The following is a 26,043-nucleotide window of genomic DNA, read 5'->3' on the forward strand; positions in this document are numbered from 1 at the left end:
CGTGTTAAATCAAAATAATGACCCTTTTAATGCTTTTGAAGCGAAGACAGAAGCTCAGAAGTTATCTTTTGCACCAATCGTGTTCCAGACCGCCAAAACGCTTCGAGATTTAGGTATTTTAGCCGCTTTAGACAGCGCTGGCGCTCAAGGCATGAGTGCCACAGATATTGCCGAGAAAACGGGAGTATCAGAATATGGTGTTAAAGTACTGTTGGATATGGCGATTAGTGCGCATATTGTTTTATGGGAACGACCTAACTATTCGCTTGCAAACCTTGGTTTTTACCTTCTTCATGATGGTATGACGAATGCAAACATGGATTTTACGGCAGATGTTTGTTACGCCGCGATGATGCATTTGACGGAAGCAATTCAAGAAGGTAAACCGTCAGGTTTGAAAGAGTTGGGCAATTGGGAGACCATTTATCAAGGTCTATCGACGTTACCAGAACAAGCCAAACAGAGCTGGTTTAAGTTCGATCATTTCTATTCGGATCGCTCGTTCCCACTTCTGCTTAAAGAGGTATTTGCAAGCAAGCCAAAGCATCTTGTGGATATTGGCGGAAATACGGGAAAATGGGCGATTCAGTGTTGTAAACATGACCCTGACGTTCAAGTGACGATTGTTGATTTACCGCAGCAATTAGAAGTAGCGATGAAGAATGTTTCAAAAAATCAGTTCGTCGAGCGTGTACGTCCATACCCTGCAAACATGCTTGATAAAGCACAAACATTGCCGGAGCATGCTGACGTTTGGTGGATGAGCCAGTTCTTGGATTGCTTTTCCCCAATTGAGATCCTCAATATCCTTAAAAAAGTTAAAGCCCAGTTAACGAAGGGAGATACTATTTACGTATTGGAGCTGTTTTGGGATGCTCAAAAATACGCGGGAGCTTCCTATAGCCTTAATGCCACTTCTCTTTATTTTACCTGTTTAGCTAACGGTAATAGTCGCTTTTATCGCAGTGATGATTTCTTAGAAATTGTCGAAGCGGCAGGTTTATCTGTCGTTGAAAGAACCGACAATATTGGCCTTGGTCATACCTTATTAAAACTACAAGCAAACTAAATTCAGAATGAAAACAGAGCTCAAGCAAGTTGTTGTCGTAGGAGCGGGGCCATCAGGTTCAACCGTTTCTGCGTTATTAAAATCGCGTGGCATAGATGTTGTTGTCTTAGAAAAAGCGACTTTTCCACGTTTTTCCATAGGAGAAAGCCTACTCCCTGCATGTATGGAAGTTGTTGAACAAGCAGGAATGACTCATGCAGTAAAGCAGTTTGGTTTCCAGTATAAAGATGGTGCTGCATTTCGTCGTAATGGCGTATACACCCAGTTCGACTTTACAAACAAATACACACCAGGACCGGGCACGACGTTTCAGGTTCAACGTGCCAACTTTGATAAAGTATTGGCAGATAGCGCTGAAGAGCAAGGCGTAGAGATTCGTTATCAGCATGAGCTGCTCAACCTAGTGTTTGAAGGGAAAAAGTCTCGATTAGAAGTGCTCGACTCAAATAAGAAGGCTTATCAAATCGAAGCAGATTTTGTGCTGGATGCAAGTGGCTTTGGGCGTGTTTTGCCACGCTTGTTGGAGCTAGAAGAACCTTCTTGTCTTCCGCCTAGAAAAGCGATCTTTACCCATATCGAAGATCATATCTCTCCCCAAGAGCCGGAATACGATCGCAACAAAATTTTAATTTCAGTTCATCCTGAAAATCACGACGTATGGTACTGGCTAATCCCATTCTCTAATGGTACTTGTTCGTTTGGTGTGGTGGGTGAGCCAGAATTTTTCGAACAATACCCAGAAGATAAGATTGCAGCGTTGCAGCAGTTAGCCAATGAAGAGCCGGGTTTGGCTTCTTTGTTGCGAAATGCGAATTACCCGAATCCAGCAGGCGAGTTGGGTGGCTATTCTGCTAACGTCAAACGTTTAGCGACAGAGCACTACGCGTTGCTTGGTAATGCAGGTGAGTTTCTTGATCCTGTATTTTCATCGGGTGTCACTATCGCCATGAAATCGGCAGAGTTTGCAGCGGACTGCGTGGTTCGTCAGCTGAATGGTGAAAAGGTTGATTGGCAAGAAGAGTACTCGCAACGCTTAATGGTGGGAGTGAACACATTCCGCACTTATGTGGAAGGCTGGTACAACGGCACGTTGCAAGATGTGATTTTCTATCAAAACCCGAACCCACGTATTAAACAGATGATTAGTGCGATTTTGGCTGGATATGCTTGGGATACGAATAATCCTTACGTAAAACAAAGTGAGCAGCGTTTGTCGACGCTTGCAGAACTGGTTCGGGAAGCTGAACTGTAAGAATATACATTCGCTTATCCGAGAATCAGTAAGCCTAGGTCTTACCAAAAAATTGGTAAGACCTTTTTAATGCCTCTTTACTTGTACTTCTAGCGTGTTGGAGACACATTGACCACTTACATCGGTGTGTATCGAATTTGAGAATTTTTATGGTGACATTGATCACATCTAGAATTCCTGTTGCTGATATTTATATTAAATTTGTAGGAAATGGATTACATTCTGGGAGTGTTCCCTACATCCGGCTTCGTTGTGAAAACGGTTTATAAGCAACTGTATAAGTTAGTAAAGTTCCAAAAACTACATCAAAAAAAAGACAAGTTTCTTACCAAATCAATTCGCTTGGTGAGTTCGAGCCATCGACTACGCCAAACGCTTCCTCTACTTTCTAAAATTGTCGAAGAACATGACGCATCAACGGTCTCTTCGATTGCAGCTCCCGAGAACGCGGTAGCGTGGGGAGGTAAAGTTTCTCCAGAGTTCAAATCTAAAGTCATCCGTATTAGTAAAGAGCTAAAGATCAATCCTAATCATCTTATGGCGTGCATGGCATTTGAAACTGCTGAAACTTTCAGTCCAAGCATCAAAAATGGTTCCGGAAGCGGGGCTACAGGGTTAATTCAATTTATGCCCTCTACCGCAGAGTCATTAGGAGTGAACACAAAGACTCTTGCGAGAATGAGCGCGCTTGAACAACTTGACTATGTGAAAGCGTACTATTGGCCCTATCGAAATAAAATTAATAGCTTAGAAGATGCTTACATGGCCATTCTCTACCCTGCTGCGATTGGTAAACCGCCGTCTTTCGTTTTGTTCAGACAAGGCTCAATTGCCTATCGACAGAATGCAGGTATCGACCGCCACAAAACGGGGAAAATCACACTTAATGATGTTTCCTACAAAGTGAGGAAAAAATTAGAAAAAGGTTTGCAGCCCAATTTCATGGGCTAAGATTGTGTCATGTTCCTAGTTTTTCGCGCATGAATCCTTCTGTTACTTCACGGGGATTCTGATACACTACGCGCCCATTTCCTCTGTTGAGACCTTTCTATGCCATTTTCTAAGCTTGGTTTAAGCGCATCGATTGCTGATGCAGTAAAAGCGCTAGGTTATGAAAAACCCACTTCTATCCAACAAAAAGCCATTCCAATCGTATTGCGTGGCCGCAATTTAATTGCAGCAGCGCAAACGGGCACAGGTAAAACGGCCAGTTTTGTTCTGCCAATCTTAGAAAAGCTTAGTCGAGGCGAAACGCAACGTAAAAAACGCGCTCGTGCGATTATCCTAACGCCAACACGCGAACTTGCGCTTCAGGTTCATCAAAGTATTGAAGCTTATGGTAAAAACTTACCATTACGCTCAATGGCGATGTTTGGTGGTGTGGATTATGCACCACAAAAACAAGCCTTGATCGAGGGTGTCGATATTGTGGTAAGCACGCCTGGGCGTTTGATTGATCTGTACGGTCAACGCGCGATTCACTTTGATGAAGTGGAAATGCTAGTGCTTGATGAAGCCGACAAAATGTTGGATATGGGATTCATCGATGCGATCGACAAAATCGTCGACTGTATGCCAGAACATGTGCAAAGTTTGCTGTTCTCAGCGACGTTATCTAACCCTGTTCGTGACTTGGCGAAAAATGCGATTATTGATCCTGAAGAGATCACGATTGCAAAGCACAGTGCCTCAAAATCAAATATTAAACAGTGGATCACGACCGTCGATAAAGACATGAAGTCGTCGCTGTTAAGTCACTTGCTTAAAGAAAATGACTGGTCGCAAGTACTGGTATTTATTGAAACTAAACACGGCGCAGCCAAACTGGTAAGCCAACTTGAGAAACGTGGCATTGTGGCAGAAGCATTCCACAGTGGCCGTAATCAGCGTGTTCGCCAGGAATTAATAGAAAAGTTTAAAGCGGGTGAAATCCAGTACTTAGTCGCAACCGGCGTTGCTGCGCGCGGTATTGATATTGATAATCTGCCAGTTGTCATCAACTACGATTTACCTTACCCAGCGGATGAGTATGTACATCGTATTGGTCGTACAGGTCGTGCTGGCGCGAAAGGTGAGGCGATATCACTGGTTTCAAAAGACGACTTTAAGAACCTCTGCATGATTGAAAGTCGTTTAGGGCACTTGCTAGAGCGAGTGGAAATTGAAGGTTTTGCGCCAAGAAAGCCAGTACCAATTTCAATTTTAAATTACGTGCCTAAGAATAAACGTAAACCGCACGATAAGCGCGAATCAAAATAGCCAGTTTATCCCATGATCTAAAAGCCGCATTCTTGCGGCTTTTTGCGTTTTAAGGCATCCAATTATGTAGCCATCGCGACGGTTTCTATTCGGTAATGAGGAAAAAAGTTAATCAGTGTCATACGCTTAACACGTAAAGTGAATCAAGGTGCGTTAAGCTTTTGTCAATTATCTGTCCGCAGGTTTGCACAAGGTAAGGAATGGGCGCAAACTTTTTTGCTTGCTAATGAATGCATAAGATGGGGCACAAATGAAAACAGGTGATAAGCAATTCGCCGTTATTGGTCTTGGCCGATTTGGTTTGGCAGTGTGTAAAGAGTTACAAGATTCAGGCGCTCAAGTTTTAGCCGTTGACATCAACGAAGACAGAGTTAAAGAAGCCGCCAGTTTTGTTAGTCAGGCGGTTGTGGCTAACTGTACTCACGAAGAGACGGTTGCTGAGCTCAAACTTGATGATTACGACATGGTGATGATTGCCATCGGAGCGGATGTCAATGCCAGTATTCTTGCGACATTGATTGCTAAAGAGGCGGGAGTAAAGTCAGTATGGGTTAAAGCCAACGACCGCTTCCAAGCTCGTGTTCTGCAAAAAATTGGCGCAGACCACATTATCATGCCTGAGCGTGACATGGGGATACGTGTCGCGCGTAAAATGCTCGATAAACGGGTTCTTGAGTTCCACCCATTAGGCAGTGGCTTAGCTATGACGGAGTTTGTGATTGGCTCTCGTTGGATGGGTAAGACACTAAGTGATTTGGCTCTGTGCAAAGTCGATGGCGTGCAAGTGCTAGGGTTTAAACGGGGCCCAGAAATTACCAAGGCACCTGACCTTAATACCACGCTGGAAATTGGTGACCTAATTATTGTGGTCGGCCCTCAAGATGCGCTCGCAAATAAATTAAAATCGCTATGACGTATTTTCATCAGAAAGGTGTTTTTTACGCACCAGATGGTAAACAAGAGAAAGCGAAGGGCAACGAACCGCGTATTATATTGCTCAGTTTTCTCGGTGTTTTACTGCCTTCTGCGGTATTGCTAACCTTGCCAGTTTTTTCTGTTACGGGCCTGTCGATAACGGATGCTTTGTTTACTGCAACGTCCGCTATTAGTGTGACAGGGCTTGGTGTTGTCGATACTGGGCAACACTTTACGCTTGCGGGTAAAATCTTGCTGATGTTTTTAATGCAAATCGGTGGGTTGGGGCAGATGACGTTGTCGGCAGTCTTACTCTATATGTTCGGCGTGCGTTTGAGTTTGCGTCAACAAGCGCTGGCGAAAGAAGCATTAGGGCAAGATCGGCAAGTCAATCTAAACCGACTAGTAAAGCGGATTGTTGTTTTCGCGCTTGTTGCAGAAACGGTCGGGTTTATTTTTCTCTCTATCCGCTGGGTCCCTGAAATGGGCTGGCAGACTGGTATGTTTTACGCCTTGTTTCATGCAATTTCTGCATTTAACAACGCTGGGTTCGCGCTGTTTTCTGACAGTATGATGAGCTTTGTGAATGATCCGTTGGTTATCTTTACACTGGCGGGGCTATTCATTTTTGGCGGGCTTGGCTTTACTGTTGTGGGTGACATCTGGATAAACTGGCGCAAAGGTTTCCACTTTTTGCATCTTCACACCAAAATCATGCTGATTGCGACACCGATATTGCTCTTAGTCGGAACGATGATGTTTTGGTTACTTGAGCGAAGCAACCCAAACACAATGGCGTCTTTACCTGCAACAGGGCAATGGTTGGCGGCATTCTTTCAATCTGCGAGTGCTCGAACGGCAGGGTTTAATAGTGTTGACTTGGCGTTGTTTACCCAGCCAGCCTTACTGGTCATGATTGTTCTAATGTTAATTGGAGCGGGTTCCACCTCAACGGGGGGCGGTATTAAAGTTTCCACATTTGCTGTTGCGTTTATGGCTACGTGGACCTTTTTACGCCAAAAGAAACATGTGGTTATGTTTAAGCGAACCATAAATTGGCAAACTGTGACTAAGTCATTGGCAATTATCGTTGTGAGCGGAGCCATCCTGACAAGCGCAATGTTTTTATTGATGCTTACCGAGAAGGCCAGCTTTGATAAAGTTATGTTTGAAACCATTTCCGCATTTGCCACAGTGGGGCTCACCGCCGGTTTGACTGCGGAACTTTCTGAACCTGGTAAATACATTATGATCGTGGTGATGATCATTGGTCGTATTGGGCCGCTCACGCTTGCCTACATGTTGGCACGTCCTGAACCTACCTTGGTCAAATACCCAGAAGACGCCGTTCTTACAGGTTAATATAGCGTTAAACAATGGCCGCGCGACCATTACGAGCATTGATTAATAGCAGTGCTCGTACATTTATAGAATATGTGGAATGTTGCCCAGTTTTACCTACAAATTCGTAGAAGTTCATTTCATCTTCCTTTCGTTTCGATACTATTCATTCACTCAATTTATATTCTCAGAAGCTACGCTCATAACAGCGTTTTGGAATCCGACGCTTTTGTAGTGTGACACCAAACTACGTCGTGTTATCTGAGCGAATTGATACCAGCCTTCGTCAATAGTCACTCAGTCTTACTCTATGCCCATAGGGTTACTTTGTGCTTGTTGTGCTTGGTATTAATTAACGAATCGAAAAGATGGAGTCGTACTTTGAAATTCAACACACTCGCCATGGCTATGCTAACTGCGCTTCTTGCAGGGAAGAGCATGGCAACTACTCCGCCATCGCCGGTTTGGCATACTATTGCGTTGAGCGATGGTAGCTCCAGTGAGGCAATTCTACGTGGAACGGCAGATTTCCACTGGTTTGAAGATAAGCAGGGCAATGCCTTACTTCAGGAAGACGGCGTTTGGTTTTTCGCGCAGATTCAGCGCGAGTCAGACACGCCAATATTGATCTCGACAGGTGTGGTGAAAACGCAGTCGAGTGAGCCACCTGAGTCGGCGAGGTTTCGCCCGGATTTACAAGTTAAACCGCAATTATCTTCTCTAAAAACCATTGAACCGATGGCACGAAAAAACCTACTGCGTCCGGCGCAAGGTTACCAGGCGATGAGCAGTTCAACGGTGAAGCAGCAGCCCCTATTGGTTGTGCAAGTTTCGTTTGATGACCAAGCAATGGTGCACGATTTTGAGCAACGCGTATTTAATACCAATGGTCAAAGCGTTGTGGATTACTTTGATAAAAACTCTCAAGGTAAATTCAAAGTTGTTCCTGCACTTGAGAGTTACGGCACCGCCAATGACGGTGTGATAGATGTGACTGTGGCACAAAGCCACCCTAACTGTCACTCTAGTTCTACTGATAAGACATGCACCGCCAAGTTGAATGCGGTTTTCACCGAGGCTTATCAAAAACTGGATCCATACTTTAATCTTTCGGCCTACGACAGCAATCAAAATGGTACCGTAGAACCGTCAGAACTCTCTGTCATGTTTATTTTTGCGGGGGGCGATCGTTCAACAGGGGTTCTCAACCGTCCTGCTATTTGGCCGCACAAATTCTCTCACGATGATGTCACACTAGATGGTAAAAAGATCACAGACTATTGTGTGTTCGCTGACTATCAAGTTGATCATCAAGCGACCTTGGGCGTGATCGTACACGAGCTTGGCCACTTAATGCTTGGCTTACCGGATTTGTACGCAAGGAACAGTGATGCCTCGATCGGCTCTTGGGGCGTGATGGGTGGCGGTTCATGGGCGCAGAAACCGGGAGATTCATACGCTGGTGACACTCCGGTGAACATGAGTGCATGGAGCAAACACGCTGCTGGTTTTGTTGTACCAACGGTAACTCATGAAAGTCCAGCGCCTATTTCTGTGAACAACGACGATGTCAAGCTGGTGTATCTCGACCCGTACTTGAAAGAGTTTGGCCCACGTGTTTACTTGGAAAATCGCACCTTTAGCGGTTACGACCGAGCATTGGCGGCTGAAGGTATCCTGGCGACGTCGGTCAATGTCCAGAACCGCTTTAATGATGTTGGCGCGATGCAGGTTCAAATCATGCAGGCTGATGGTCTGAATGAGTTAGAAAATGGTGGTAGGAGTGACGCTGACGATTTGTACCCTAATGGTGGCAATGTCATTTCAGATACATCGACCCCGGGTCTGAGAACGATCACAGGGTTTGATACTGGGGTTCGTATTTCCAACATTGCCAGCAACACCAACGGTGGTAGTTTTTCTCTTGAACATACAAACGAACCAAATAAGTCAGCATGGCTGAACTCTCTTCACCAAGGTTATGTGTACGCGAGTGGGAGTAACACTCTGGCGGTGTCACTGGACTTGAATCGTGATACAGAGCTTGATGGCCTTCAACTTTACGCGCAAAGAGATAGCGCTCAAAGTGACATGACTTATCGAGTTTGGCGATTCCCATTTTCTGGAAACATTGGCTATCGATTAATATTGAATCAAAACAACGCTGAGCTTTTACAGCAAGGTAACTTCCAAAAGTCATCTCGAATTTTATTCCCTCAATCAAGCCAATTGAGTGCGGGTCAGCATTTATTGGTCGTTGAATTGGAAGGCGGTCAATTTGATGCAAACTTTGATTTCGGTCGCTTGCTAAAAACTGAAAAAGCCTCTCTACCTGTAATGTGGAATGGTGATTACAGTGAGATTGGCACGTTTGGTCTAGAAAAAGCCGGGTTCTCTTATATTCCGTTTGCAGCATTATTAAATGTGGATGCGAGCAACTTGGTTGAAGCGAAATCTGATTCGTTACAAACCAATAAAAATACGCCAATCAAACTGAACCTGATGGACAATGATTTCATGGCGGTAGGGTATCAGTTCAATGTGGACATTGTGCAGAAGCCTGAGCACGGCACCATCTCTGGCAACCAGTACCAACCTGAATCTAACTTCGTTGGTCTGGACACTTTCCAATATCGTTTGTTGTCGGTTGATGGTGCGTACTCATCTTCAATCGTGAATGTGCAGGTGGAAGTGCTTGGCAGCAACGAAGCGCCAGTGGCCGTGATTGATGTTGATAATAAAGACATGACGGTTGGGCAGCGAGTCACGTTGTCTGCGTTAAATAGTACGGATGCTGATGGTGATGTGTTGAGTTATAAATGGGAGCAGTTGGCTGGCACTTCAGTTTCTCTTGGCAATGCAACCAGTGTTAGCACAAGCTTTACGGTGCCTCAAGGTGCAAAAGCGGGTGAGGTTCTGACATTCCGTTTAACCGTGACTGATCCTAGTAATGAAACGTCCAGTGCTACCGTCGATTTAACCATGAAAAACGCAGCGCCACTTACGCTTGCAGATACGGCGACCGTTGCCGTTGGTGAAAGTATTCTGATTGATGCAGCGAGCAATGATTCGGATGTGAACGGCGATAAACTGGTTGTAGAAAGCGTACAGAACGTAACGGGTGTGGGAAGTGCGAGTGTAGAGAATGGCAAAATCCGTTTTCAAGCACCGGATAGCCCTACTGACGGCATCAAGCTGCAATATACGGTTTCAGACGGTCATGGTGCCACTGCTACGGGGGAAGTTATCGTGACGGTTGTTGCTTCTTTGAAGACAACGACATTCAAGAACTCTGAAGGTAGCGGCAGTGTTTCTTATTGGGCTTTGATGTTACTTGCAACATTAGGCTGGCGACGTCGCGTCTAAAACGGTATTGAATTGCGGTATAAGCCACTCACATTGAGTGGCTTATTTTTTATCTGATCTATTTTGGTTTCGTTCTCATTGTCTTATGAGATGTGTTTCTCATTATTTTTAAAGCGATTTTTCTACTCTGCGGTTACCCTAGGGGCCGATTTTTATGAACTAAGGATGTTATATGTCTACCGAGGGCTTTTCTGTTTCGGAAATATGCCGAGAAGCGGCAGTGATGGTCAGAAGGAATCTACTCGCAATTGTTATTGCTTGTATTCCGTTGATTATCGTGCACTCAATTTTTGCTTTTATGTATCCTGAAATGACGGGGCAAGATCAAGCGAACGTTCAAGAAGGCAATGTCGCAGGATTTTATTTCGTCACAATTATTTTGTACCCACTTGTTGCCGCTATGGCGGCTGTGCGTGTGCATCGAATTTATTTAGCCGGCGATTACATGCACTCTGCGTTGGATGTATTTCGTTTGTCAGCTCGAGAATTCCGTTTCATAGGCTGGTGGATACTGTTTGGACTGATGATGATGCTCGTTATTGGTATCCCGATCTTTGTGTTGTCGTTTATCTACATTGCAGAAAGTGGTGAAGCCGACTTTGTTGCTATGGCTATTATCACAACGATTGCAAGCATTCCTGGCTATTGGGTAATGGCGCGATGGTCATTTGTGTTGCCAGCGACTGCAATGGATCATCAGCCGCGCAGTTTGCGTCGTTCGTGGAACCAGAGCAGAGCATACAACAAACAAGTATTCATTTTGATGGGACTAATTCCATTGGGTGCGGGCTTGCTCAGTCAGCTGATCTTTAGCCACTTTACGAATCTCTTTATGTTGAGCCTCGTCGGTGTGGCCTATGGTATTTTTGGCGCGTACCAGCTGGCATTGTTATCGTTGAGCTATAAAACGGTAGTGGATATCGAACGCGCTCGTTTTGATACGACATCACAGCCACCAAAAACGGGTGAAGAATTTTCCGCTTAACCCTTTGATCGTTTTTACATGCTACCTCCGTTTAGGAGACGGTCTGCGGCAGGTTGATACCTTCCTGCCGCCTTCGCGTTATTCACGCAAAATACCCATGCCCATTTCATGGCTGAATGACAGGGACATTCACACGTATACTCACAACAGTACTTCTTTTTATTAAGGAACCCTACATGTCCATTTGGCAACGGGTCAATTTCACCCATCGCTTTAGTCAATTACCGTCAGCGTTCTATACGTTGGTCGAGCCACAACCCTTGGACAACACTCGCTGGGTCGCTTGGAATGGTGAGTTTGCACAGCAGTTTGGTTTACCAGAAGAGCAAAACGATGAGTTATTGGCGGTTTTTTCTGGGCTAAGTGAATTCGAACAATTTCGTCCTCTTGCGATGAAATATGCAGGCCATCAGTTTGGCGTTTACAACCCAGATTTGGGCGATGGACGTGGATTACTGTTGGCAGAAATTGAGCATCAGGATGGTACTTGGTTTGATCTTCACCTCAAAGGTGCAGGGCTAACGCCTTACTCGCGAATGGGAGATGGGCGAGCGGTATTACGCTCAACTATCCGTGAGTACTTGTGCAGTGAAGCCATGGCGGGCCTTGGGGTTCCCACGACACGTGCTCTTGGTATGATGGTCAGTGATACACCTGTTTATCGAGAAAAAACGGAATCGGGCGCTTTGTTACTTCGAATGGCTGAAACCCATGTTCGATTCGGTCACTTTGAGCATTTCTTTTACACCAACCAGTTAGCAGAGCAGCAGCTGTTGGCGGATAAGGTGATTGAGTGGCACTTTGCTGATTGTGCATCGGCGGAGAAACCATATGCCGCGATGTTTGACGCCATCGTGACTAAAACAGCCGAGATGATCGCATATTGGCAAGCTTTTGGTTTTGCGCATGGTGTGATGAATACCGATAACATGTCAATTCTTGGGCAAACTTTTGATTATGGTCCGTTTGGCTTTCTTGATGATTATGAGCCGGGATACATTTGTAATCATTCAGACTACCAGGGTCGTTACGCATTTGATCAACAGCCTAGAATTGCGCTTTGGAACCTGTCAGCACTGGCGCATGCGCTATCGCCACTCGTTGAACGAGAAGATTTAGAATCGTCGTTGAGTCAATTTGAAGTTCATTTAAGCCAGCAGTTCAGCCGCCTCATGCGTGAGAAGTTGGGCTTAAAAACCAAGATAGCGGAAGACGGGCGTTTGTTTGAAGCTATGTTTGAGCTTCTTCACCAGAACAAAACGGACTACACTCGCTTCTTCAGAACGCTTTCAAACCTTGATAATGCGCCTTCCCAAGCCGTAATCGATTTATTTCTCGACCGAGAAGCTGCGCGAGCTTGGCTTGAACTGTACTTAGCTCGGTGTGAGCTAGAGGTTGATGAACTAGGGGGCCTGATTTCAACCGAACAGCGTTGCAAACAGATGCGTCAAGCCAATCCCAAATACATCTTGCGTAACTACTTGGCTCAGTTGGCGATTGATAAAGCGGAAGAAGGGGACTTTAGCGAATTACACCGATTGGCCGAACTGTTAAAACGCCCATTTGATGAGCAACCTGAGTTTGATGATTACGCGAAATTGCCGCCGGAATGGGGGAAGAAAATGGAGATAAGCTGTTCTTCATAAATGGGTCATTTCCCACCCATTTGTATCTTTTTCTTGGGTGGAATTCACTCGTTACACTTCGGATTCATGTTAATGGGCTATGTTAATTTATTGAAATACATATAAATTTTAACATGGTCCATTAATTGCTCTTTGTTGAATATCCGTACCCATCGCCTAACACCTAGTTACTCATGGACGGGATGGGATGTGATTCAACAAGGAGAATAATAATGTTTAAGCCTCTAACTCTACTATCTGTCTCTGCACTTGCTGTTACCAGTTTTAATGCTGCCGCAAATTGTGACCCGGGTGAAACGGTCATCAAGTTTAGCCATGTAACGAACGCGGACAAACACCCTAAAGGCATCGCGGCTTCGTTACTTGAAAAGCGCGTCAACGAAGAGATGAACGGTAAAGTCTGTATGCAGGTGTTTCCTAACTCAACACTGTATGATGATGACAAAGTGTTGGAAGCGCTACTGAATGGTGATGTTCAACTCGCTGCTCCTTCTCTTTCTAAGTTTGAGAAATTCACCAAGAAGTACCGCCTTTTCGATCTTCCTTTCTTGTTCGATGATGTCGACGCGGTTGACCGTTTCCAAAACTCGGAAGCGGGTGAAAAGCTGAAAAATTCAATGAAACGTCGTGGCCTACAAGGCATTGCGTTTTGGCATAACGGCATGAAGCAAATGTCAGCCAACAAGCCGCTCATTTCTCCAACTGATGCTGAAGGACTTAAGTTCCGTGTTCAAGCCTCTGATGTACTCGTTGCTCAGTTTGAGCAGCTAGGTGCTAACCCACAAAAAATGTCGTTCAAAGAAGTTTACGGCGGCTTGCAAACTAAGGTTATTGATGGTCAAGAAAATACTTGGTCAAACATTTACGGCAAAAAATTCTTCGAAGTTCAAGATGGCATTACGGAAACGAACCACGGAATTCTGGATTACTTAGTTGTGACGTCAAACGACTTCTGGAAAAACCTACCAGATGATCAGCGCGAGCAGTTAAATACCATTATTCAAGAGGTAACTGCGCAGCGTAATGCTGAGTCAACCAAAGTAAACCTTGCGAATAAGAACAATATCATCGAAGCCGGTGGTGTGGTTCGTACTCTAACGCCAGAACAGCGCCAAGAGTGGGTCACTGCACTTCAACCAGTATGGAAGAAGTTCGAAAAAGACATTGGTTCTGACCTAATCGAAGCCGCTTTGGCGTCTAACCAAAAATAATAACACCTAGCACATTTAGCCCTCTCAAACTGAGGGGGCTCTTTCCCCCTACAGACGACGTGATGTAATTATGGAACAGACTTTTTTTGCCAAGGCTGGACGAATCACTGATGCCATTGAAGAGACTTTGATTGCTTTCTTCTTGGGTGCCATGACCTTGCTGACCTTTGCCAATGTCATCTTTCGTTATGTCTTTAACGACAATATTCTTTGGGCGCTTGAGCTCACCGTTTTCATGTTCGCATGGATGGTGTTGGTTGGCGCATCTTATGGTGTGAAAAAACACTTTCATATTGGTGTCGATGTCATTATTAACATCGTTCCGGAAGGTAAACGAAAAGCCCTGGCGCTTTTTGCAGCAATGTGTTGCTTAGCCTTCTCTATTTTGCTGTTAATTGGCGCTTGGAACTACTGGTATCCGTTCGCTACCGACCGAGCGTGGTATGAAACGGACGATATTCCGATGCCTGAAATACTCCAGTTCATGGCCGACTGGTTAAATGAGGGAGAGCGTTATGAAAAGCTGCCACGTTTTATTCCTTACTTCGCTTTGCCACTTGGAATGGCGCTACTAACGTTTAGATTTGTTCAAGTCACGTGGCAAATCGCTACTGGTAAGCTCGATCGCTTGATTGCAGGACATGAAGCGGAGGAAGAGCTCGAATCTCTTAAAGCTGAGATGAGTGACGCTGAAGACGTAATGGCTCCAAAGGCCTCGCAAGACGCTAAAAACAAGGAGCAATAAGCCATGGATATCTTATTTCTATTTTTGATGGTAATTGGCTTTATGCTGGTTGGCGTGCCAATTGCTATTTCGCTGGGCCTTTCCAGTGTTCTTTTCCTTTTAATGCATTCGGATGCCTCTTTAGCGTCAGTTGCTCAAACGCTGTTTAATGCATTCGCGGGCCACTACACGCTATTGGCTATTCCATTCTTTATATTGGCTTCAAGCTTTATGTCGACGGGTGGCGTAGCAAAGCGGATCATTCGTTTCGCCATTGCCATTGTAGGCTGGTTCCGCGGCGGTTTGGCGATGGCTTCGGTTGTAGCGTGTATGATGTTTGCCGCGTTGTCAGGTTCCTCACCTGCAACGGTTGTTGCCATAGGTAGTATTGTTATCGCAGGTATGATCAAAAACGGTTACTCAAAAGAGTTTGCCTCTGGGGTAATTTGTAACGCAGGTACGCTAGGGATTTTGATCCCACCTTCGATTGTGATGGTGGTGTATGCAGCCGCAACGGATGTGTCAGTTGGACGTATGTTCCTTGGTGGTGTGATTCCCGGTTTGCTGGCGGGTGTCATGTTGATGATCGCGATTTACATTGCCGCGAGAATCAAGAACCTTCCAAAGCAACCTTTTGTCGGTTGGAAAGAAACTTTTGATGCCGCCAAGGATGCAAGCTGGGGCTTGTTGTTGGTCGTCATCATTCTTGGTGGTATCTATGGCGGTATCTTTACGCCGACAGAAGCCGCTGCGGTTGCTGCTGTGTACTCATTCTTTATTGCTAACTTTGTATACAAAGACATGGGGCCATTTGCAGACAAGAAAAACACTAAACCTGCGCTCGTTAAAACCTTCCAAACCTTTGTTCATAAAGACACCAAACACACCCTGTATGAAGCGGGCAAACTCACCATCATGCTGCTGTTCATCATTGCTAATGCCTTAATTTTGAAGCATGTTTTAACGGAAGAACGCATCCCGCAAATGATCACCGAGTCGATGCTCTCCGCTGGTCTCGGACCCATCACTTTCTTGATTGTGGTGAACGTCTTGTTGTTGATTGGTGGTCAGTTTATGGAGCCATCAGGCTTGTTGATCATTGTTGCGCCGCTCGTGTTCCCAATTGCGATTGCATTAGGCATAGACCCAATTCACTTGGGCATAATGATGGTGGTGAATATGGAGATAGGAATGATAACGCCGCCCGTGGGTCTTAACTTATTTGTGACCGCTGGTGTTGCCAAAATGTCGATGATGAACGTAGTGAAGGCAGCATTACCCTGGGTTGGAGTGATGTTCTTATTCCTAATTATCGTCACATATGTACCATGGGTTTCGACTTGGTTGCCTACTACCTTGATGGGGCCGGAGATCATTACCAAGTAATGGAAGCCAGAAAGTAGAAAGAGGTGTGAGAATTCACACCTCTTCGTCTATTGACTTGTAACAAGTTTTGCGCGGGTCTGAATTAATTCGACGTTCATAGTGTCGCCACCTCTTTTTATTTTTGCGACGCTCTTCACCGAATCTTCTCTCTTCTTGATAGCAACCGTCTACGAGCACGGTATCTGTAACAATCGGTATTCTCACTTTTTCGTTCATATCTATAACAACCATGATAAACCCGTTGTTAAAAATTATGATTCAAGTTGAATATAATGCCAGCTATTTGAACGTGTTTTATTTGTAAAGGTCTTTATTTATTTGGTAGCGCTGCATCTTGTCGTAAAGAGTTTTTCTTGGCACATTCAATTGGCACATTGTCTGTTTAATACTACCGTTGTTTTCTAATAAAGCGCCTTCAATGGCTGCTCTCTCAAACTCCGCCACTTGCTCTGCAAGGCTTGAGAAAGACTTAGTAACTGGGTTCGATTCTCCCAACTGAATTAACTTACCCAATAGCACAAAACGCTCTGCAGCATTTCTGAGTTCTCGAACATTGCCAGGCCAGTCATGGCTCATCAGTTGCGCTAGATCTTGGGGTGACAAGCTAGGTGAGCTTTTGCCATAACGTGAAGCTGCTACCAACAGAAAGTGGTGAAAGAGGGCGGGAATGTCTTCTTTTCGTTCGCGTAGTGGCGGGAGATCCAGGGTCACGACATTGAGCCGATAGTAGAGGTCCTGACGGAAAGTACCTTCTTCAGCTGCGTGTTTTAAATCGACCTTTGTTGCGGCAATCACTCGAATATCTAAAGGCAATAATTCATTTGAACCGACACGCTCAATCACGCGCTCTTGTAATACCCTCAATAAACGAATTTGGGCTTGGATAGGCATCGACTCGATCTCATCCAAGAAAAGTGTGCCGCCTTGTGCAAACTCAAATTTACCGATACGACGGCTTTCGGCGCCAGTGAATGCGCCTTTTTCATGGCCGTAGAGTTCACTCTCAATTAAGTTCTCTGGAACCGCTCCACAATTTACGGCGACAAAGTTTTGGTTCCGGCGAGAGCTTTGCTCATGTAAAGAACGAGCGATTAACTCTTTCCCTGTACCGGTTTCACCAAACAATAAAATATCGGCGTCGGTATCGGCGATTTGGGTGATGGTCTCTCGTAATATTTGGATGCTAGAGGTTTCACCAATAACTCGTGGACCAAGGGTTTTACTGGCTTTAAGTGACAGGCGCAGTTTTTCATTTTCATTGGTTAGTTTGCGCTTCTCAATCGCCCGCTTAACCGTTTCAACCAAATGTTCTGGCGCAAAAGGTTTCTCAATAAAGTCGTAAGCGCCTTGATGAAGGGCTTGCACAGCCATGGAAATATCACCGTGTCCCGTGATCATGATGACGGGTAAGTTTGCATCGCGTTGAGTCAAAGTTGTCAGCATATCCATACCAGAAATGCCCGGCAAACAGATATCAGTGACCACGACGCCAGCTTCTTCTCCTTGCTGCATCGCTATTAAAGCCGATTCTGCATCCACAAAAAACTTGGCGTCGATATCCGCAAGTTCAAAGGTCTGTTCTATAGCGATTCTGAGATCGGCCTCATCATCAATAAAAAACACCTGACACATGATCTTATCCTTTTGATGGTTCAGTGTTGTAAGAAGTGATGGGTAAACACAATGAGAATCGAGCGCCGCCTTGTTCTCGATTATGGGCACATAATTTTCCATTCATACTGGCTAAGATTTGTTGCGAGATAGAGAGACCCAAACCTAAACCGTTCAGTTTAGTGGTTAGAAACGGCTCACATAAATCAGAAAGTGAGAAAGAGCCAAGTCCTGGGCCATTATCATCAACATGAATCCAAACTAAATCAGTGTGCTCATCGTGTTCTACAGATAATTCTACCTGTTTGTCTTGTTGTTCTTTGAGTGCTTCTATCGCATTAGTCAGTAAATTGACCAACACTTGCTCCAGTTGAATAATATTGATCTGCACTTCAGCATCATGCTCTGGCAAATTTGTTTCTAACGTGACGCGCCCTGATTTAAATGCGGGCTTCATCAGTTCTTTTACAGAGGCTATCACAGGGAACAATCGAGATTGAGCCAACTCGTCACCACTGGTTTTTTTGGCGAAAGAGCGAAGTTGCTGACTGATATTTGCCATACGGTCAGTGAGAGCAGAAATGCGAGTGAGGTTATCTTCCACTCGCTCATATTTTTCTTTTTTTAGAAACAGCTTGCCGTTCTCCGCAAAGCTACGAATTGCCGCAAGTGGATTATTCAGTTCATGGCTGATACTGGCCGACATTTGTCCTAACACCGCGAGTTTCGCTGCTTGCACCAATTCGTCTTGAGTAACGCGTAAAGTTTGCTCGGTATCGATACGCTGTGCGATCTCCGCTTGCAACTCGGCAGTCCGTGCCATGACTTGATATTCCAACTTTTGATTGGCTTCTTGTTGAATTCGTTCAAGTTGCAAGTGACGCTGTTGACGGTGATAGATAAGCTGACCAATTAAAAACAAAACCATGAATGCTAGAGTGAGTACAAAGATGTAACCCATGGTGAACCAAACGATCGACTGTTTAGGAGACAGCACACGAATAGTCAGTTTGAGTTCGGGAAGGGGCAGCGAAGAGACCACCAAGGTTCCTTTATTGTATGGGTAACCCTGTTTAAGCTCAGAATGCACCTCGTCCAAACTACCCACTAATCCAAGCGTTTCAATTGGCGCATCAAGATATTGTTGGCTTGCCCAAACTTGCTTTTTCTCTTTTTTTGTCAGCGGCTGTAAGCTTTTGAGTAGCCATTCACTTCGGCTACTCATAAAAACAATTCCGTATGGGTCGCTGGCGACAAAAACACTGTTTGGTTGCTGCCAGTTGTCCTCTATCTTACTTAGGTCCATCTTCACCACGACGACACCAAGTACACCGCCAGCGTATACGATGGGATAAGAATAGTAGTAGCCACGTTTACCAGATGTTGAGCCCAGTGCGTAGTATTGGCTTCGTTTACCTACAATGGCTTGTTTGAAATAAGGGCGAAATGCAAAATTTCGCCCGATAAAGGAGCGCTCTTTACGCCAGTTGCTGGCTGCGATCGTTGTACCCCATTGATCGATTAAGTACGTATCCGCTGCTTCAATCACGCCATTAACGGATTCTAAATACCGATTAGTGATTTCCAGTTGCGCACTGTTGTTGGGGTGCAGAAGCGCTTGATAAAGAGGATCATCTTTAGCTAGAAGATTTGGGATATGGGCGTACTTATCGAGTTTATTTTTTATATGGCCAGAAAACTGCTCCAGCTGTGATTGGTGTTTATCAAGTAGAGATTGATAACTGGTCTGCCAAACCCAATGGCCACCGATAATTGCGCACAGGAAATAGAAAGCAAAAAATGTCAGCAGAATCCGTTTTTTTTGCGACATCCTTACACTCCTTACAACTTCCTTTGGTCACGTAAGAAAATGTTAATAGTTTGTAGGAAGGATTAGGGATTTAGTTTTCAACTCTGTGGAGTAAAACAAGAGCAAGATCTCTTTTTAGGCTTTTCGATAAAAAAACCGGTCGATTCTCTTGAAAAAGTCGCTATTGTCCCCATTCTAGATATGCTGGCGATGCTTAGACGGTGTCTGAATCGCATTTTTGAAGAAAAAATGGGTCAGCATTCGAGAATTTAGCGCAGACAATGTCCACATAGTGGCTATTGGCTCGACAGGGTTGCGACAGATCGCTAGAATGTCGCGTCTAAAAATTCTGTCCTGAGGCTAATAGGAGATACCTTTGGTTATTTTATCGAAGATATCACTGATTAGTCCGGTACTGACAACCAGTATCGATACTCGATTTTAAATTAGGTGTTCGGACAGAACACTACACAAGGATGAAGCGTAAGCTCCTCTGAGTTTCGCTCATACGCTCGGAAAACCGAGCCACTTTAGAGGTTTATATATAATGCAAGTTACTGTTGAAACGCTAGAGGGCCTAGAGCGCCGTCTAAACATTACTGTTCCAGCTGCAAACATCGAAGACGCTGTAACAGCTGAACTACGCAACATCGCTAAAAACCGTCGTTTCGATGGTTTCCGTAAGGGTAAAGTGCCTCTAAAAATGGTTGCTAAGATGTACGGCAAAGCAGTACGTCAAGACGTTCTTGGTGAAGTAATGCAACGCCACTTCATCGAAGCTATCGTTAAAGAGAAAATCAACCCAGCTGGCGCTCCAACTTTCGCTCCTGTAGAGAACAAAGAAGGTTCAGACCTAGTTTTCACTGCAACTTTTGAAGTTTACCCAGAAGTTGAGCTTAAAGGCCTAGAGAGCATCACTGTTGAAAAACCACTAACAGAAGTTAAAGATGCAGACGTAGAAGAGATGATCGATACTCTACGTAAGCAACAAGCAACTTGGGTTGAAGTTGAAGAAGCAGCAGAAGATGGCAAACGCGTAAGCATCGACTTCGTTGGTTCTATCGACGGTGAAGAGTTCGAAGGTGGTAAAGCGGAGAACTTCCCTCTAGAAATGGGTGCTGGTCGCATGATCCCTGGTTTCGAAGACGGTATCGCAGGTAAAACTGCTGGTATGGAATTCGACATCGACGTGACTTTCCCAGAAGATTACCACGCTGAAAACCTAAAAGGTAAAGCAGCTAAGTTCGCAATCAAAGTGAACAAAGTTGAAGCTCGTGAACTACCAGAACTAAACGACGAGTTCGTTGCTAAGTTCGGTGTTGTTGAAGGTGGTGTTGAAGCACTTAAAGCTGAAGTTCGTAAGAACATGGAACGCGAACTTAAGCAAGCTGTTAAGAACCGCATCAAAGAGCAAGCGATTGACGGTCTAGTTGAGCAAAACGACATCAACGTACCATCAGCGCTTATCGAGCAAGAAATCCAAGTTCTACGTCAACAAGCTGCACAACGCTTCGGTGGTAACCCAGAAGCTGCTGCTCAGCTTCCACGTGAACTGTTCGAAGAACAAGCTAAACGTCGCGTAGTTGTTGGTCTTCTACTAGGTGAAGTAATCAAATCTGAAGAGCTAAAAGCGGACGACGAGAAAGTTAAAGCTCTAATCGAAGAAATGGCTACTGCATACGAAGATCCATCAGAAGTTATTGCTTACTACGAGCAAAACGAAGAAATGATGAACAATATGCGCAACGTAGCTCTAGAAGAGCAAGCAATCGACGCGATCATCGCTAAAGCACAGGTTTCTGAGAAAGAAGTAGGCTTCAACGAGCTACTTAACCAACAACAACCTGCTGCTTAATAAGCAATATCTTGCGTAGAAGGTTGACTTAACGTTAACTATTCTGCTAACAATGGTCCGTATGATAGTCATCATCCGGGCCATTTATTTTAGGGACATAAGAATATGAGCTACCAAGAAAAAAATGCAATGTCGCCAATTATGGACGCGCTAGTACCAATGGTGGTTGAACAAACTTCCCGAGGCGAACGCTCTTACGACATCTACTCACGTCTGCTTAAAGAGCGCGTGATTTTTTTAACGGGTCAAGTGGAAGACCACATGGCAAACCTTGTCGTGGCTCAGCTACTTTTCCTAGAATCTGAAAATCCAGATAAAGATATTTTCTTATACATCAACTCTCCAGGCGGCAGCGTAACAGCAGGTATGTCTATTTACGATACCATGCAGTTCATTAAGCCAAATGTGAGCACAGTATGTATGGGTCAAGCATGTTCAATGGGTGCCTTCCTGCTTGCAGGTGGTGCGCCAGGTAAGCGTTATGTACTGCCTAACTCACGTGTAATGATCCACCAACCATTGGGTGGTTTCCAGGGTCAAGCTTCTGATATCCAAATCCATGCTCAGGAAATCCTGACGATTAAACAGAAGCTAAACAAGTTGTTAGCAGAACATACAGGCCAACCTCTTGAAGTCATTGAGCGCGATACTGATCGTGATAACTTCATGTCATCAGAGCAGGCTGTGGAATACGGTATCGTGGATGCAGTGTTAAGCCACCGTGGCGAGTAATTAGCCAGCGCATTTTGGCAAAAATTGATATACACTCATTCATGAAGAGTAAAGGCTAAGAGGTTAGCGAATGACAGATAAAAGCAAAGAAAGTGGCAGCGGTAAATTGCTGTACTGTTCTTTCTGCGGCAAAAGTCAGCACGAAGTTCGCAAGCTAATCGCAGGTCCGTCAGTGTACATTTGCGACGAATGTGTCGACTTATGTAACGATATTATTCGCGAAGAAATCAAGGATGTTCTCCCTAAGAAAGAATCTGAAGCGTTACCAACGCCAAAACAGATCCGTGAACACCTTGATGACTATGTGATCGGGCAAGATTACGCGAAAAAAGTGCTCGCAGTTGCGGTATATAACCACTACAAGCGTTTACGCAATGGTGATACAACGAGCGAAGGTGTGGAGCTTGGTAAGAGTAACATCCTTCTAATTGGTCCTACAGGTAGTGGTAAAACACTACTTGCGGAGACATTAGCTCGATTCTTGGATGTGCCATTTACAATGGCAGACGCGACGACACTAACCGAAGCCGGTTACGTAGGTGAAGACGTTGAAAACATCATCCAAAAGCTTCTGCAAAAATGTGATTACGATGTAGCTAAAGCGGAACGCGGCATCGTTTACATTGATGAAATTGATAAGATTTCACGCAAAGCTGAAAACCCATCTATTACGCGTGACGTATCTGGTGAAGGTGTTCAGCAGGCGCTACTAAAACTTATCGAAGGTACGGTTGCATCGGTTCCACCTCAAGGTGGTCGTAAGCATCCTCAGCAAGAGTTCCTACAAGTGGACACATCTAAGATCCTGTTCATCTGTGGTGGTGCTTTTGCTGGCTTAGACAAAGTGATTGAGCAGCGTGTTGCAACAGGTACAGGTATTGGCTTTGGTGCTGAAGTTCGTTCGAAGAATGAAGCGAAGACGGTAGGTGAGCTATTTACTCAAGTTGAACCTGAAGATTTAGTGAAGTACGGCCTCATTCCAGAATTCATTGGTCGTCTACCTGTAACAACAACACTGACTGAGCTTGATGAAGAAGCGTTGATTCAGATCCTATGTGAACCGAAGAACGCACTGACCAAGCAATATGCAGCATTGTTTGAGCTGGAAAACGCTGAACTTGAATTCCGTGAAGATGCGCTGCGCGCTATCGCGAAAAAAGCAATGGAGCGTAAAACAGGTGCTCGTGGCTTACGCTCGATTCTTGAAGGCGTGCTACTTGAAACCATGTACGAATTACCATCTGCAACAGACGTTAGTAAAGTCGTGATTGATGAGTCCGTCATTAATGGCGAGTCAGAGCCACTGCTTATTTACAGTAACGCAGACAATCAGGCAGCTGGAGCAGAGTAAATTCAGCCATAATGAAAAAGGAGGTAAGTAATTACCTCCTTTTTTTATTTCTCTTATTGAATCCAAACAATTAGCCCCCATATACTGCCTTAAGTAATACGTTAAACGTGAAAGCGGAAGAGAGAATTATATGAACTTGGAACGTTCCGAGCGTATCGAGATCCCGGTACTACCTCTACGTGACGTAGTGGTCTACCCACACATGGTTATTCCATTGTTTGTTGGTCGTGAGAAATCGATTAGCTGTTTAGAAACGGCGATGGAAACCAACAAACAAGTTCTTCTTGTGGCACAAAAGCAAGCGGATACTGACGAGCCTACGGTTGACGACCTATTTGACGTAGGTACGGTAGCCACCATTCTCCAGCTCTTGAAGCTTCCGGATGGCACAGTAAAAGTATTGGTCGAAGGCCAGCAGCGAGCAAAAATCAATCACTTTAAAGAGAGTGACTTCTTCCTAGCAGAAGCTGAATTTGTTGTTACGCCTGAATTGGATGAGCGTGAGCAAGAAGTGATTGTTCGCAGCGCGATTAATCAGTTTGAAGGGTTCATTAAGCTAAACAAGAAGATTCCACCAGAAGTGCTAACGTCACTTAATGGTATCGACGAAGCCGCACGCTTAGCGGATACCATTGCGGCTCATATGCCGTTAAAGTTGGTGGATAAGCAGCAAGTACTTGAAATTGTTGACGTCACTGAGCGTCTGGAATTCCTGATGGGCCAGATGGAATCAGAGATCGACTTGCTGCAAGTTGAAAAACGAATTCGTGGTCGCGTTAAAAAGCAAATGGAAAAATCTCAGCGTGAGTACTATCTGAATGAGCAAATGAAAGCGATTCAGAAAGAACTTGGTGAGATGGAAGACGCACCAGACGAGTTCGAAACGCTACAGAAGAAGATTGACGAATCAAAAATGCCTCAAGAGGCACGTGAAAAGACAGAGCAAGAGCTGCAAAAGCTTAAGATGATGTCTCCAATGTCTGCTGAAGCAACAGTGGTTCGTAGCTACATCGATTGGATGGTCAGCGTTCCTTGGGCTAAGCGCTCAAAAGTTAAGAAAAACTTAGCGAAAGCAGAAGAGGTTCTTAATGAAGATCACTACGGTCTAGAACGCGTCAAAGAACGTATCCTTGAATACCTGGCTGTTCAAAACCGTATCAACAAGCTAAAAGGTCCTATCCTTTGTCTTGTTGGTCCTCCTGGTGTAGGTAAAACGTCTCTTGGTCGTTCAATTGCTTCAGCTACAGGCCGTAAGTATGTTCGTATGGCGTTGGGTGGTGTGCGTGATGAAGCGGAAATTCGTGGTCACCGTCGTACTTACATCGGCTCATTACCAGGCAAGTTGATCCAGAAGATGTCGAAGGTTGGTGTGAAGAACCCGCTGTTCTTATTGGACGAAATCGACAAAATGTCTTCAGATATGCGTGGTGATCCGGCATCGGCTCTACTAGAAGTGCTTGATCCTGAACAGAATAACTCGTTCAACGATCACTACCTAGAAGTGGATTACGATCTCTCTGACGTTATGTTTGTTGCGACATCGAACTCGATGAACATCCCGGGCCCATTGTTAGACCGTATGGAAGTTATTCGTTTATCTGGTTACACCGAAGACGAGAAGCTGAACATTGCAAAACGTCACCTTGTTGATAAACAAGTGAAGCGTAATGGCTTGAAAGCGGATGAGATCGTCATTGAAGATTCTGCGATTATTGGCATCATTCGTTACTACACGCGTGAAGCGGGTGTCCGTAACTTAGAGCGTGAGATTTCTAAGATCTGCCGTAAAGCGGTGAAGAATATCTTGCTGGATAAGGACATCAAGTCAGTAACGGTAACGATGGACAACCTAAAAGAGTACTTAGGTGTTCAACGTTTCGATTACGGTAAAGCGGATGAAAGTAACCGAATTGGTCAAGTAACTGGCCTAGCTTGGACAGAAGTGGGTGGCGATCTATTAACGATTGAAACTCAATCAATGCCAGGTAAAGGTAAGCTGACACAAACGGGTTCTCTTGGGGATGTGATGCAAGAGTCTATCCAAGCAGCAATGACAGTGGTTCGCTCTCGTGCAGAAAAGCTAGGTATCAATACTGACTTCTACGAGAAGAAAGATATTCACGTACACGTGCCGGAAGGCGCGACACCAAAAGATGGCCCAAGTGCGGGTACAGCAATGTGTACAGCATTGGTTTCTTCTCTGACAGGCAACCCTGTGAAAGCAGAAGTAGCGATGACGGGTGAAATCACACTGCGTGGTGAGGTTCTACCTATCGGCGGCCTAAAAGAGAAGTTACTTGCGGCACACCGTGGTGGCATTAAGACAGTGCTAATTCCAAAAGATAACGAGCGTGATCTGGAAGAGATTCCTGATAATGTTATCGCGGATCTGAAAGTTATCCCTGTACAGTGGATTGATGAAGTACTGAAAGTCGCACTAGAGCGAGACCCGACGGGCGTTGAGTTTGAGTCTCAAAAATAGTGATGTGTAGCAAAAATAAGTAAAAGTTTACGCTGATAAGCCCAAAAA

Annotated in this window: 19 protein-coding genes; 16 read left to right on the forward strand and 3 right to left on the reverse strand. The window is 44.8% G+C overall.

What is annotated here, in order from left to right; all coding sequences use genetic code 11:
• The first annotated feature begins 1 nt into the window (after position 1).
• From R7R78_RS15410 to R7R78_RS15465, 12 genes are all read left to right on the forward strand, one after another.
• The gene (locus R7R78_RS15410) at positions 2 to 1,069 is read left to right on the forward strand and encodes a class I SAM-dependent methyltransferase (protein ID WP_033906896.1); all 1,068 of its coding nucleotides are present in this window, start codon (positions 2 to 4) and stop codon (positions 1,067 to 1,069) included.
• 7 nt (positions 1,070 to 1,076) lie between these two features.
• Positions 1,077 to 2,321: an NAD(P)/FAD-dependent oxidoreductase gene (locus R7R78_RS15415; protein WP_005388294.1), complete on the forward strand. Its 1,245-nt coding sequence runs from the start codon at positions 1,077 to 1,079 to the stop codon at positions 2,319 to 2,321.
• A gap of 210 nt (positions 2,322 to 2,531) precedes the next feature.
• Positions 2,532 to 3,272 (forward strand): transglycosylase SLT domain-containing protein, encoded by a 741-nt coding sequence (locus tag R7R78_RS15420; RefSeq protein ID WP_225473962.1) that lies wholly within the window; start codon positions 2,532 to 2,534, stop codon positions 3,270 to 3,272.
• Positions 3,273 to 3,371: 99 nt separating this feature from the next.
• On the forward strand, positions 3,372 to 4,580 hold the full coding sequence (locus R7R78_RS15425; protein ID WP_005382264.1) for a DEAD/DEAH box helicase: 1,209 nt from the start codon (positions 3,372 to 3,374) through the stop codon (positions 4,578 to 4,580).
• A gap of 250 nt (positions 4,581 to 4,830) precedes the next feature.
• The gene (locus R7R78_RS15430) at positions 4,831 to 5,493 is read left to right on the forward strand and encodes a potassium channel family protein (RefSeq protein WP_005388291.1); all 663 of its coding nucleotides are present in this window, start codon (positions 4,831 to 4,833) and stop codon (positions 5,491 to 5,493) included.
• Positions 5,490 to 6,857, forward strand: coding sequence for a TrkH family potassium uptake protein (locus tag R7R78_RS15435; protein WP_225473965.1), 1,368 nt, complete (start codon positions 5,490 to 5,492; stop codon positions 6,855 to 6,857). Before R7R78_RS15430 ends, R7R78_RS15435 begins: the two co-directional genes overlap by 4 nt.
• 360 nt (positions 6,858 to 7,217) lie before the next feature.
• The gene (locus R7R78_RS15440; RefSeq protein WP_225473967.1) at positions 7,218 to 10,202 is read left to right on the forward strand and encodes a M6 family metalloprotease domain-containing protein; all 2,985 of its coding nucleotides are present in this window, start codon (positions 7,218 to 7,220) and stop codon (positions 10,200 to 10,202) included.
• Between the two features lie 172 nt (positions 10,203 to 10,374).
• Positions 10,375 to 11,187, forward strand: a complete 813-nt coding sequence (locus tag R7R78_RS15445) for a hypothetical protein (protein WP_054578002.1) — start codon at positions 10,375 to 10,377, stop codon at positions 11,185 to 11,187.
• A gap of 176 nt (positions 11,188 to 11,363) precedes the next feature.
• Positions 11,364 to 12,833: a protein adenylyltransferase SelO gene (locus R7R78_RS15450; RefSeq protein ID WP_225473969.1), complete on the forward strand. Its 1,470-nt coding sequence runs from the start codon at positions 11,364 to 11,366 to the stop codon at positions 12,831 to 12,833.
• 212 nt (positions 12,834 to 13,045) lie between these two features.
• A complete protein-coding gene (locus R7R78_RS15455; RefSeq protein WP_017634784.1) occupies positions 13,046 to 14,044 on the forward strand; it encodes a TRAP transporter substrate-binding protein in 999 nt (332 codons plus the stop codon).
• A gap of 70 nt (positions 14,045 to 14,114) precedes the next feature.
• Entirely contained in the window at positions 14,115 to 14,789 is a 675-nt protein-coding gene (locus R7R78_RS15460; RefSeq protein WP_005384308.1) for a TRAP transporter small permease, read from the forward strand.
• A 3-nt stretch (positions 14,790 to 14,792) separates the two neighbouring features.
• The gene (locus tag R7R78_RS15465) at positions 14,793 to 16,154 is read left to right on the forward strand and encodes a TRAP transporter large permease (protein WP_225473971.1); all 1,362 of its coding nucleotides are present in this window, start codon (positions 14,793 to 14,795) and stop codon (positions 16,152 to 16,154) included.
• Between the two features lie 33 nt (positions 16,155 to 16,187).
• On the opposite strand, the gene R7R78_RS15470 is transcribed toward R7R78_RS15465, so the two are convergent.
• From R7R78_RS15470 to R7R78_RS15480, 3 genes are all read right to left on the reverse strand, one after another.
• Positions 16,188 to 16,370 (reverse strand): hypothetical protein, encoded by a 183-nt coding sequence (locus tag R7R78_RS15470; RefSeq protein ID WP_021034161.1) that lies wholly within the window; start codon positions 16,368 to 16,370, stop codon positions 16,188 to 16,190.
• Positions 16,371 to 16,448: 78 nt separating this feature from the next.
• Positions 16,449 to 17,786, reverse strand: a complete 1,338-nt coding sequence (locus tag R7R78_RS15475; RefSeq protein ID WP_033906888.1) for a sigma-54-dependent transcriptional regulator — start codon at positions 17,784 to 17,786, stop codon at positions 16,449 to 16,451.
• A 4-nt stretch (positions 17,787 to 17,790) separates the two neighbouring features.
• Positions 17,791 to 19,596, reverse strand: a complete 1,806-nt coding sequence (locus tag R7R78_RS15480) for an ATP-binding protein (protein WP_225473973.1) — start codon at positions 19,594 to 19,596, stop codon at positions 17,791 to 17,793.
• Between the two features lie 526 nt (positions 19,597 to 20,122).
• Here R7R78_RS15480 and tig point away from each other — a divergent pair.
• The 4 genes from tig to lon all read left to right on the forward strand — a co-directional run bounded on the left by tig (position 20,123) and on the right by lon (position 25,995).
• On the forward strand, positions 20,123 to 21,430 hold the full coding sequence (tig, locus tag R7R78_RS15485; RefSeq protein ID WP_005382251.1) for a trigger factor: 1,308 nt from the start codon (positions 20,123 to 20,125) through the stop codon (positions 21,428 to 21,430).
• 105 nt (positions 21,431 to 21,535) lie between these two features.
• Positions 21,536 to 22,162: an ATP-dependent Clp endopeptidase proteolytic subunit ClpP gene (clpP, locus tag R7R78_RS15490; RefSeq protein ID WP_005382347.1), complete on the forward strand. Its 627-nt coding sequence runs from the start codon at positions 21,536 to 21,538 to the stop codon at positions 22,160 to 22,162.
• 70 nt (positions 22,163 to 22,232) lie between these two features.
• Positions 22,233 to 23,513 carry an ATP-dependent protease ATP-binding subunit ClpX gene (clpX, locus tag R7R78_RS15495; protein WP_213868304.1) on the forward strand — a complete coding sequence of 427 codons (1,281 nt, stop codon included), beginning with the start codon at positions 22,233 to 22,235 and terminating at the stop codon, positions 23,511 to 23,513.
• 130 nt (positions 23,514 to 23,643) lie between these two features.
• Entirely contained in the window at positions 23,644 to 25,995 is a 2,352-nt protein-coding gene (gene lon / locus R7R78_RS15500) for an endopeptidase La (RefSeq protein ID WP_005384300.1), read from the forward strand.
• Positions 25,996 to 26,043 lie beyond the last annotated feature (48 nt).

The sequence above is a fragment of the Vibrio sp. 2134-1 genome, from assembly GCF_033339495.1.

Excerpts from the sequence above, each read along its gene's own strand:
- tig (WP_005382251.1), top strand. The coding sequence starts at position 20,123 with ATGCAAGTTACTGTTGAAACGCTAGAGGGCCTAGAGCGCCGTCTAAAC.
- R7R78_RS15460 (WP_005384308.1), top strand. The coding sequence starts at position 14,115 with ATGGAACAGACTTTTTTTGCCAAGGCTGGACGAATCACTGATGCCATT.
- R7R78_RS15450 (WP_225473969.1), top strand. The coding sequence starts at position 11,364 with ATGTCCATTTGGCAACGGGTCAATTTCACCCATCGCTTTAGTCAATTA.
- R7R78_RS15425 (WP_005382264.1), top strand. The coding sequence starts at position 3,372 with ATGCCATTTTCTAAGCTTGGTTTAAGCGCATCGATTGCTGATGCAGTA.
- R7R78_RS15430 (WP_005388291.1), top strand. The coding sequence starts at position 4,831 with ATGAAAACAGGTGATAAGCAATTCGCCGTTATTGGTCTTGGCCGATTT.
- R7R78_RS15480 (WP_225473973.1), bottom strand. The coding sequence starts at position 19,596 with ATGTCGCAAAAAAAACGGATTCTGCTGACATTTTTTGCTTTCTATTTC.
- clpX (WP_213868304.1), top strand. The coding sequence starts at position 22,233 with ATGACAGATAAAAGCAAAGAAAGTGGCAGCGGTAAATTGCTGTACTGT.
- R7R78_RS15435 (WP_225473965.1), top strand. The coding sequence starts at position 5,490 with ATGACGTATTTTCATCAGAAAGGTGTTTTTTACGCACCAGATGGTAAA.
- clpP (WP_005382347.1), top strand. The coding sequence starts at position 21,536 with ATGAGCTACCAAGAAAAAAATGCAATGTCGCCAATTATGGACGCGCTA.
- R7R78_RS15470 (WP_021034161.1), bottom strand. The coding sequence starts at position 16,370 with ATGAACGAAAAAGTGAGAATACCGATTGTTACAGATACCGTGCTCGTA.
- R7R78_RS15420 (WP_225473962.1), top strand. The coding sequence starts at position 2,532 with ATGGATTACATTCTGGGAGTGTTCCCTACATCCGGCTTCGTTGTGAAA.
- lon (WP_005384300.1), top strand. The coding sequence starts at position 23,644 with ATGAACTTGGAACGTTCCGAGCGTATCGAGATCCCGGTACTACCTCTA.
- R7R78_RS15475 (WP_033906888.1), bottom strand. The coding sequence starts at position 17,786 with ATGTGTCAGGTGTTTTTTATTGATGATGAGGCCGATCTCAGAATCGCT.
- R7R78_RS15455 (WP_017634784.1), top strand. The coding sequence starts at position 13,046 with ATGTTTAAGCCTCTAACTCTACTATCTGTCTCTGCACTTGCTGTTACC.
- R7R78_RS15445 (WP_054578002.1), top strand. The coding sequence starts at position 10,375 with ATGTCTACCGAGGGCTTTTCTGTTTCGGAAATATGCCGAGAAGCGGCA.
- R7R78_RS15465 (WP_225473971.1), top strand. The coding sequence starts at position 14,793 with ATGGATATCTTATTTCTATTTTTGATGGTAATTGGCTTTATGCTGGTT.
- R7R78_RS15415 (WP_005388294.1), top strand. The coding sequence starts at position 1,077 with ATGAAAACAGAGCTCAAGCAAGTTGTTGTCGTAGGAGCGGGGCCATCA.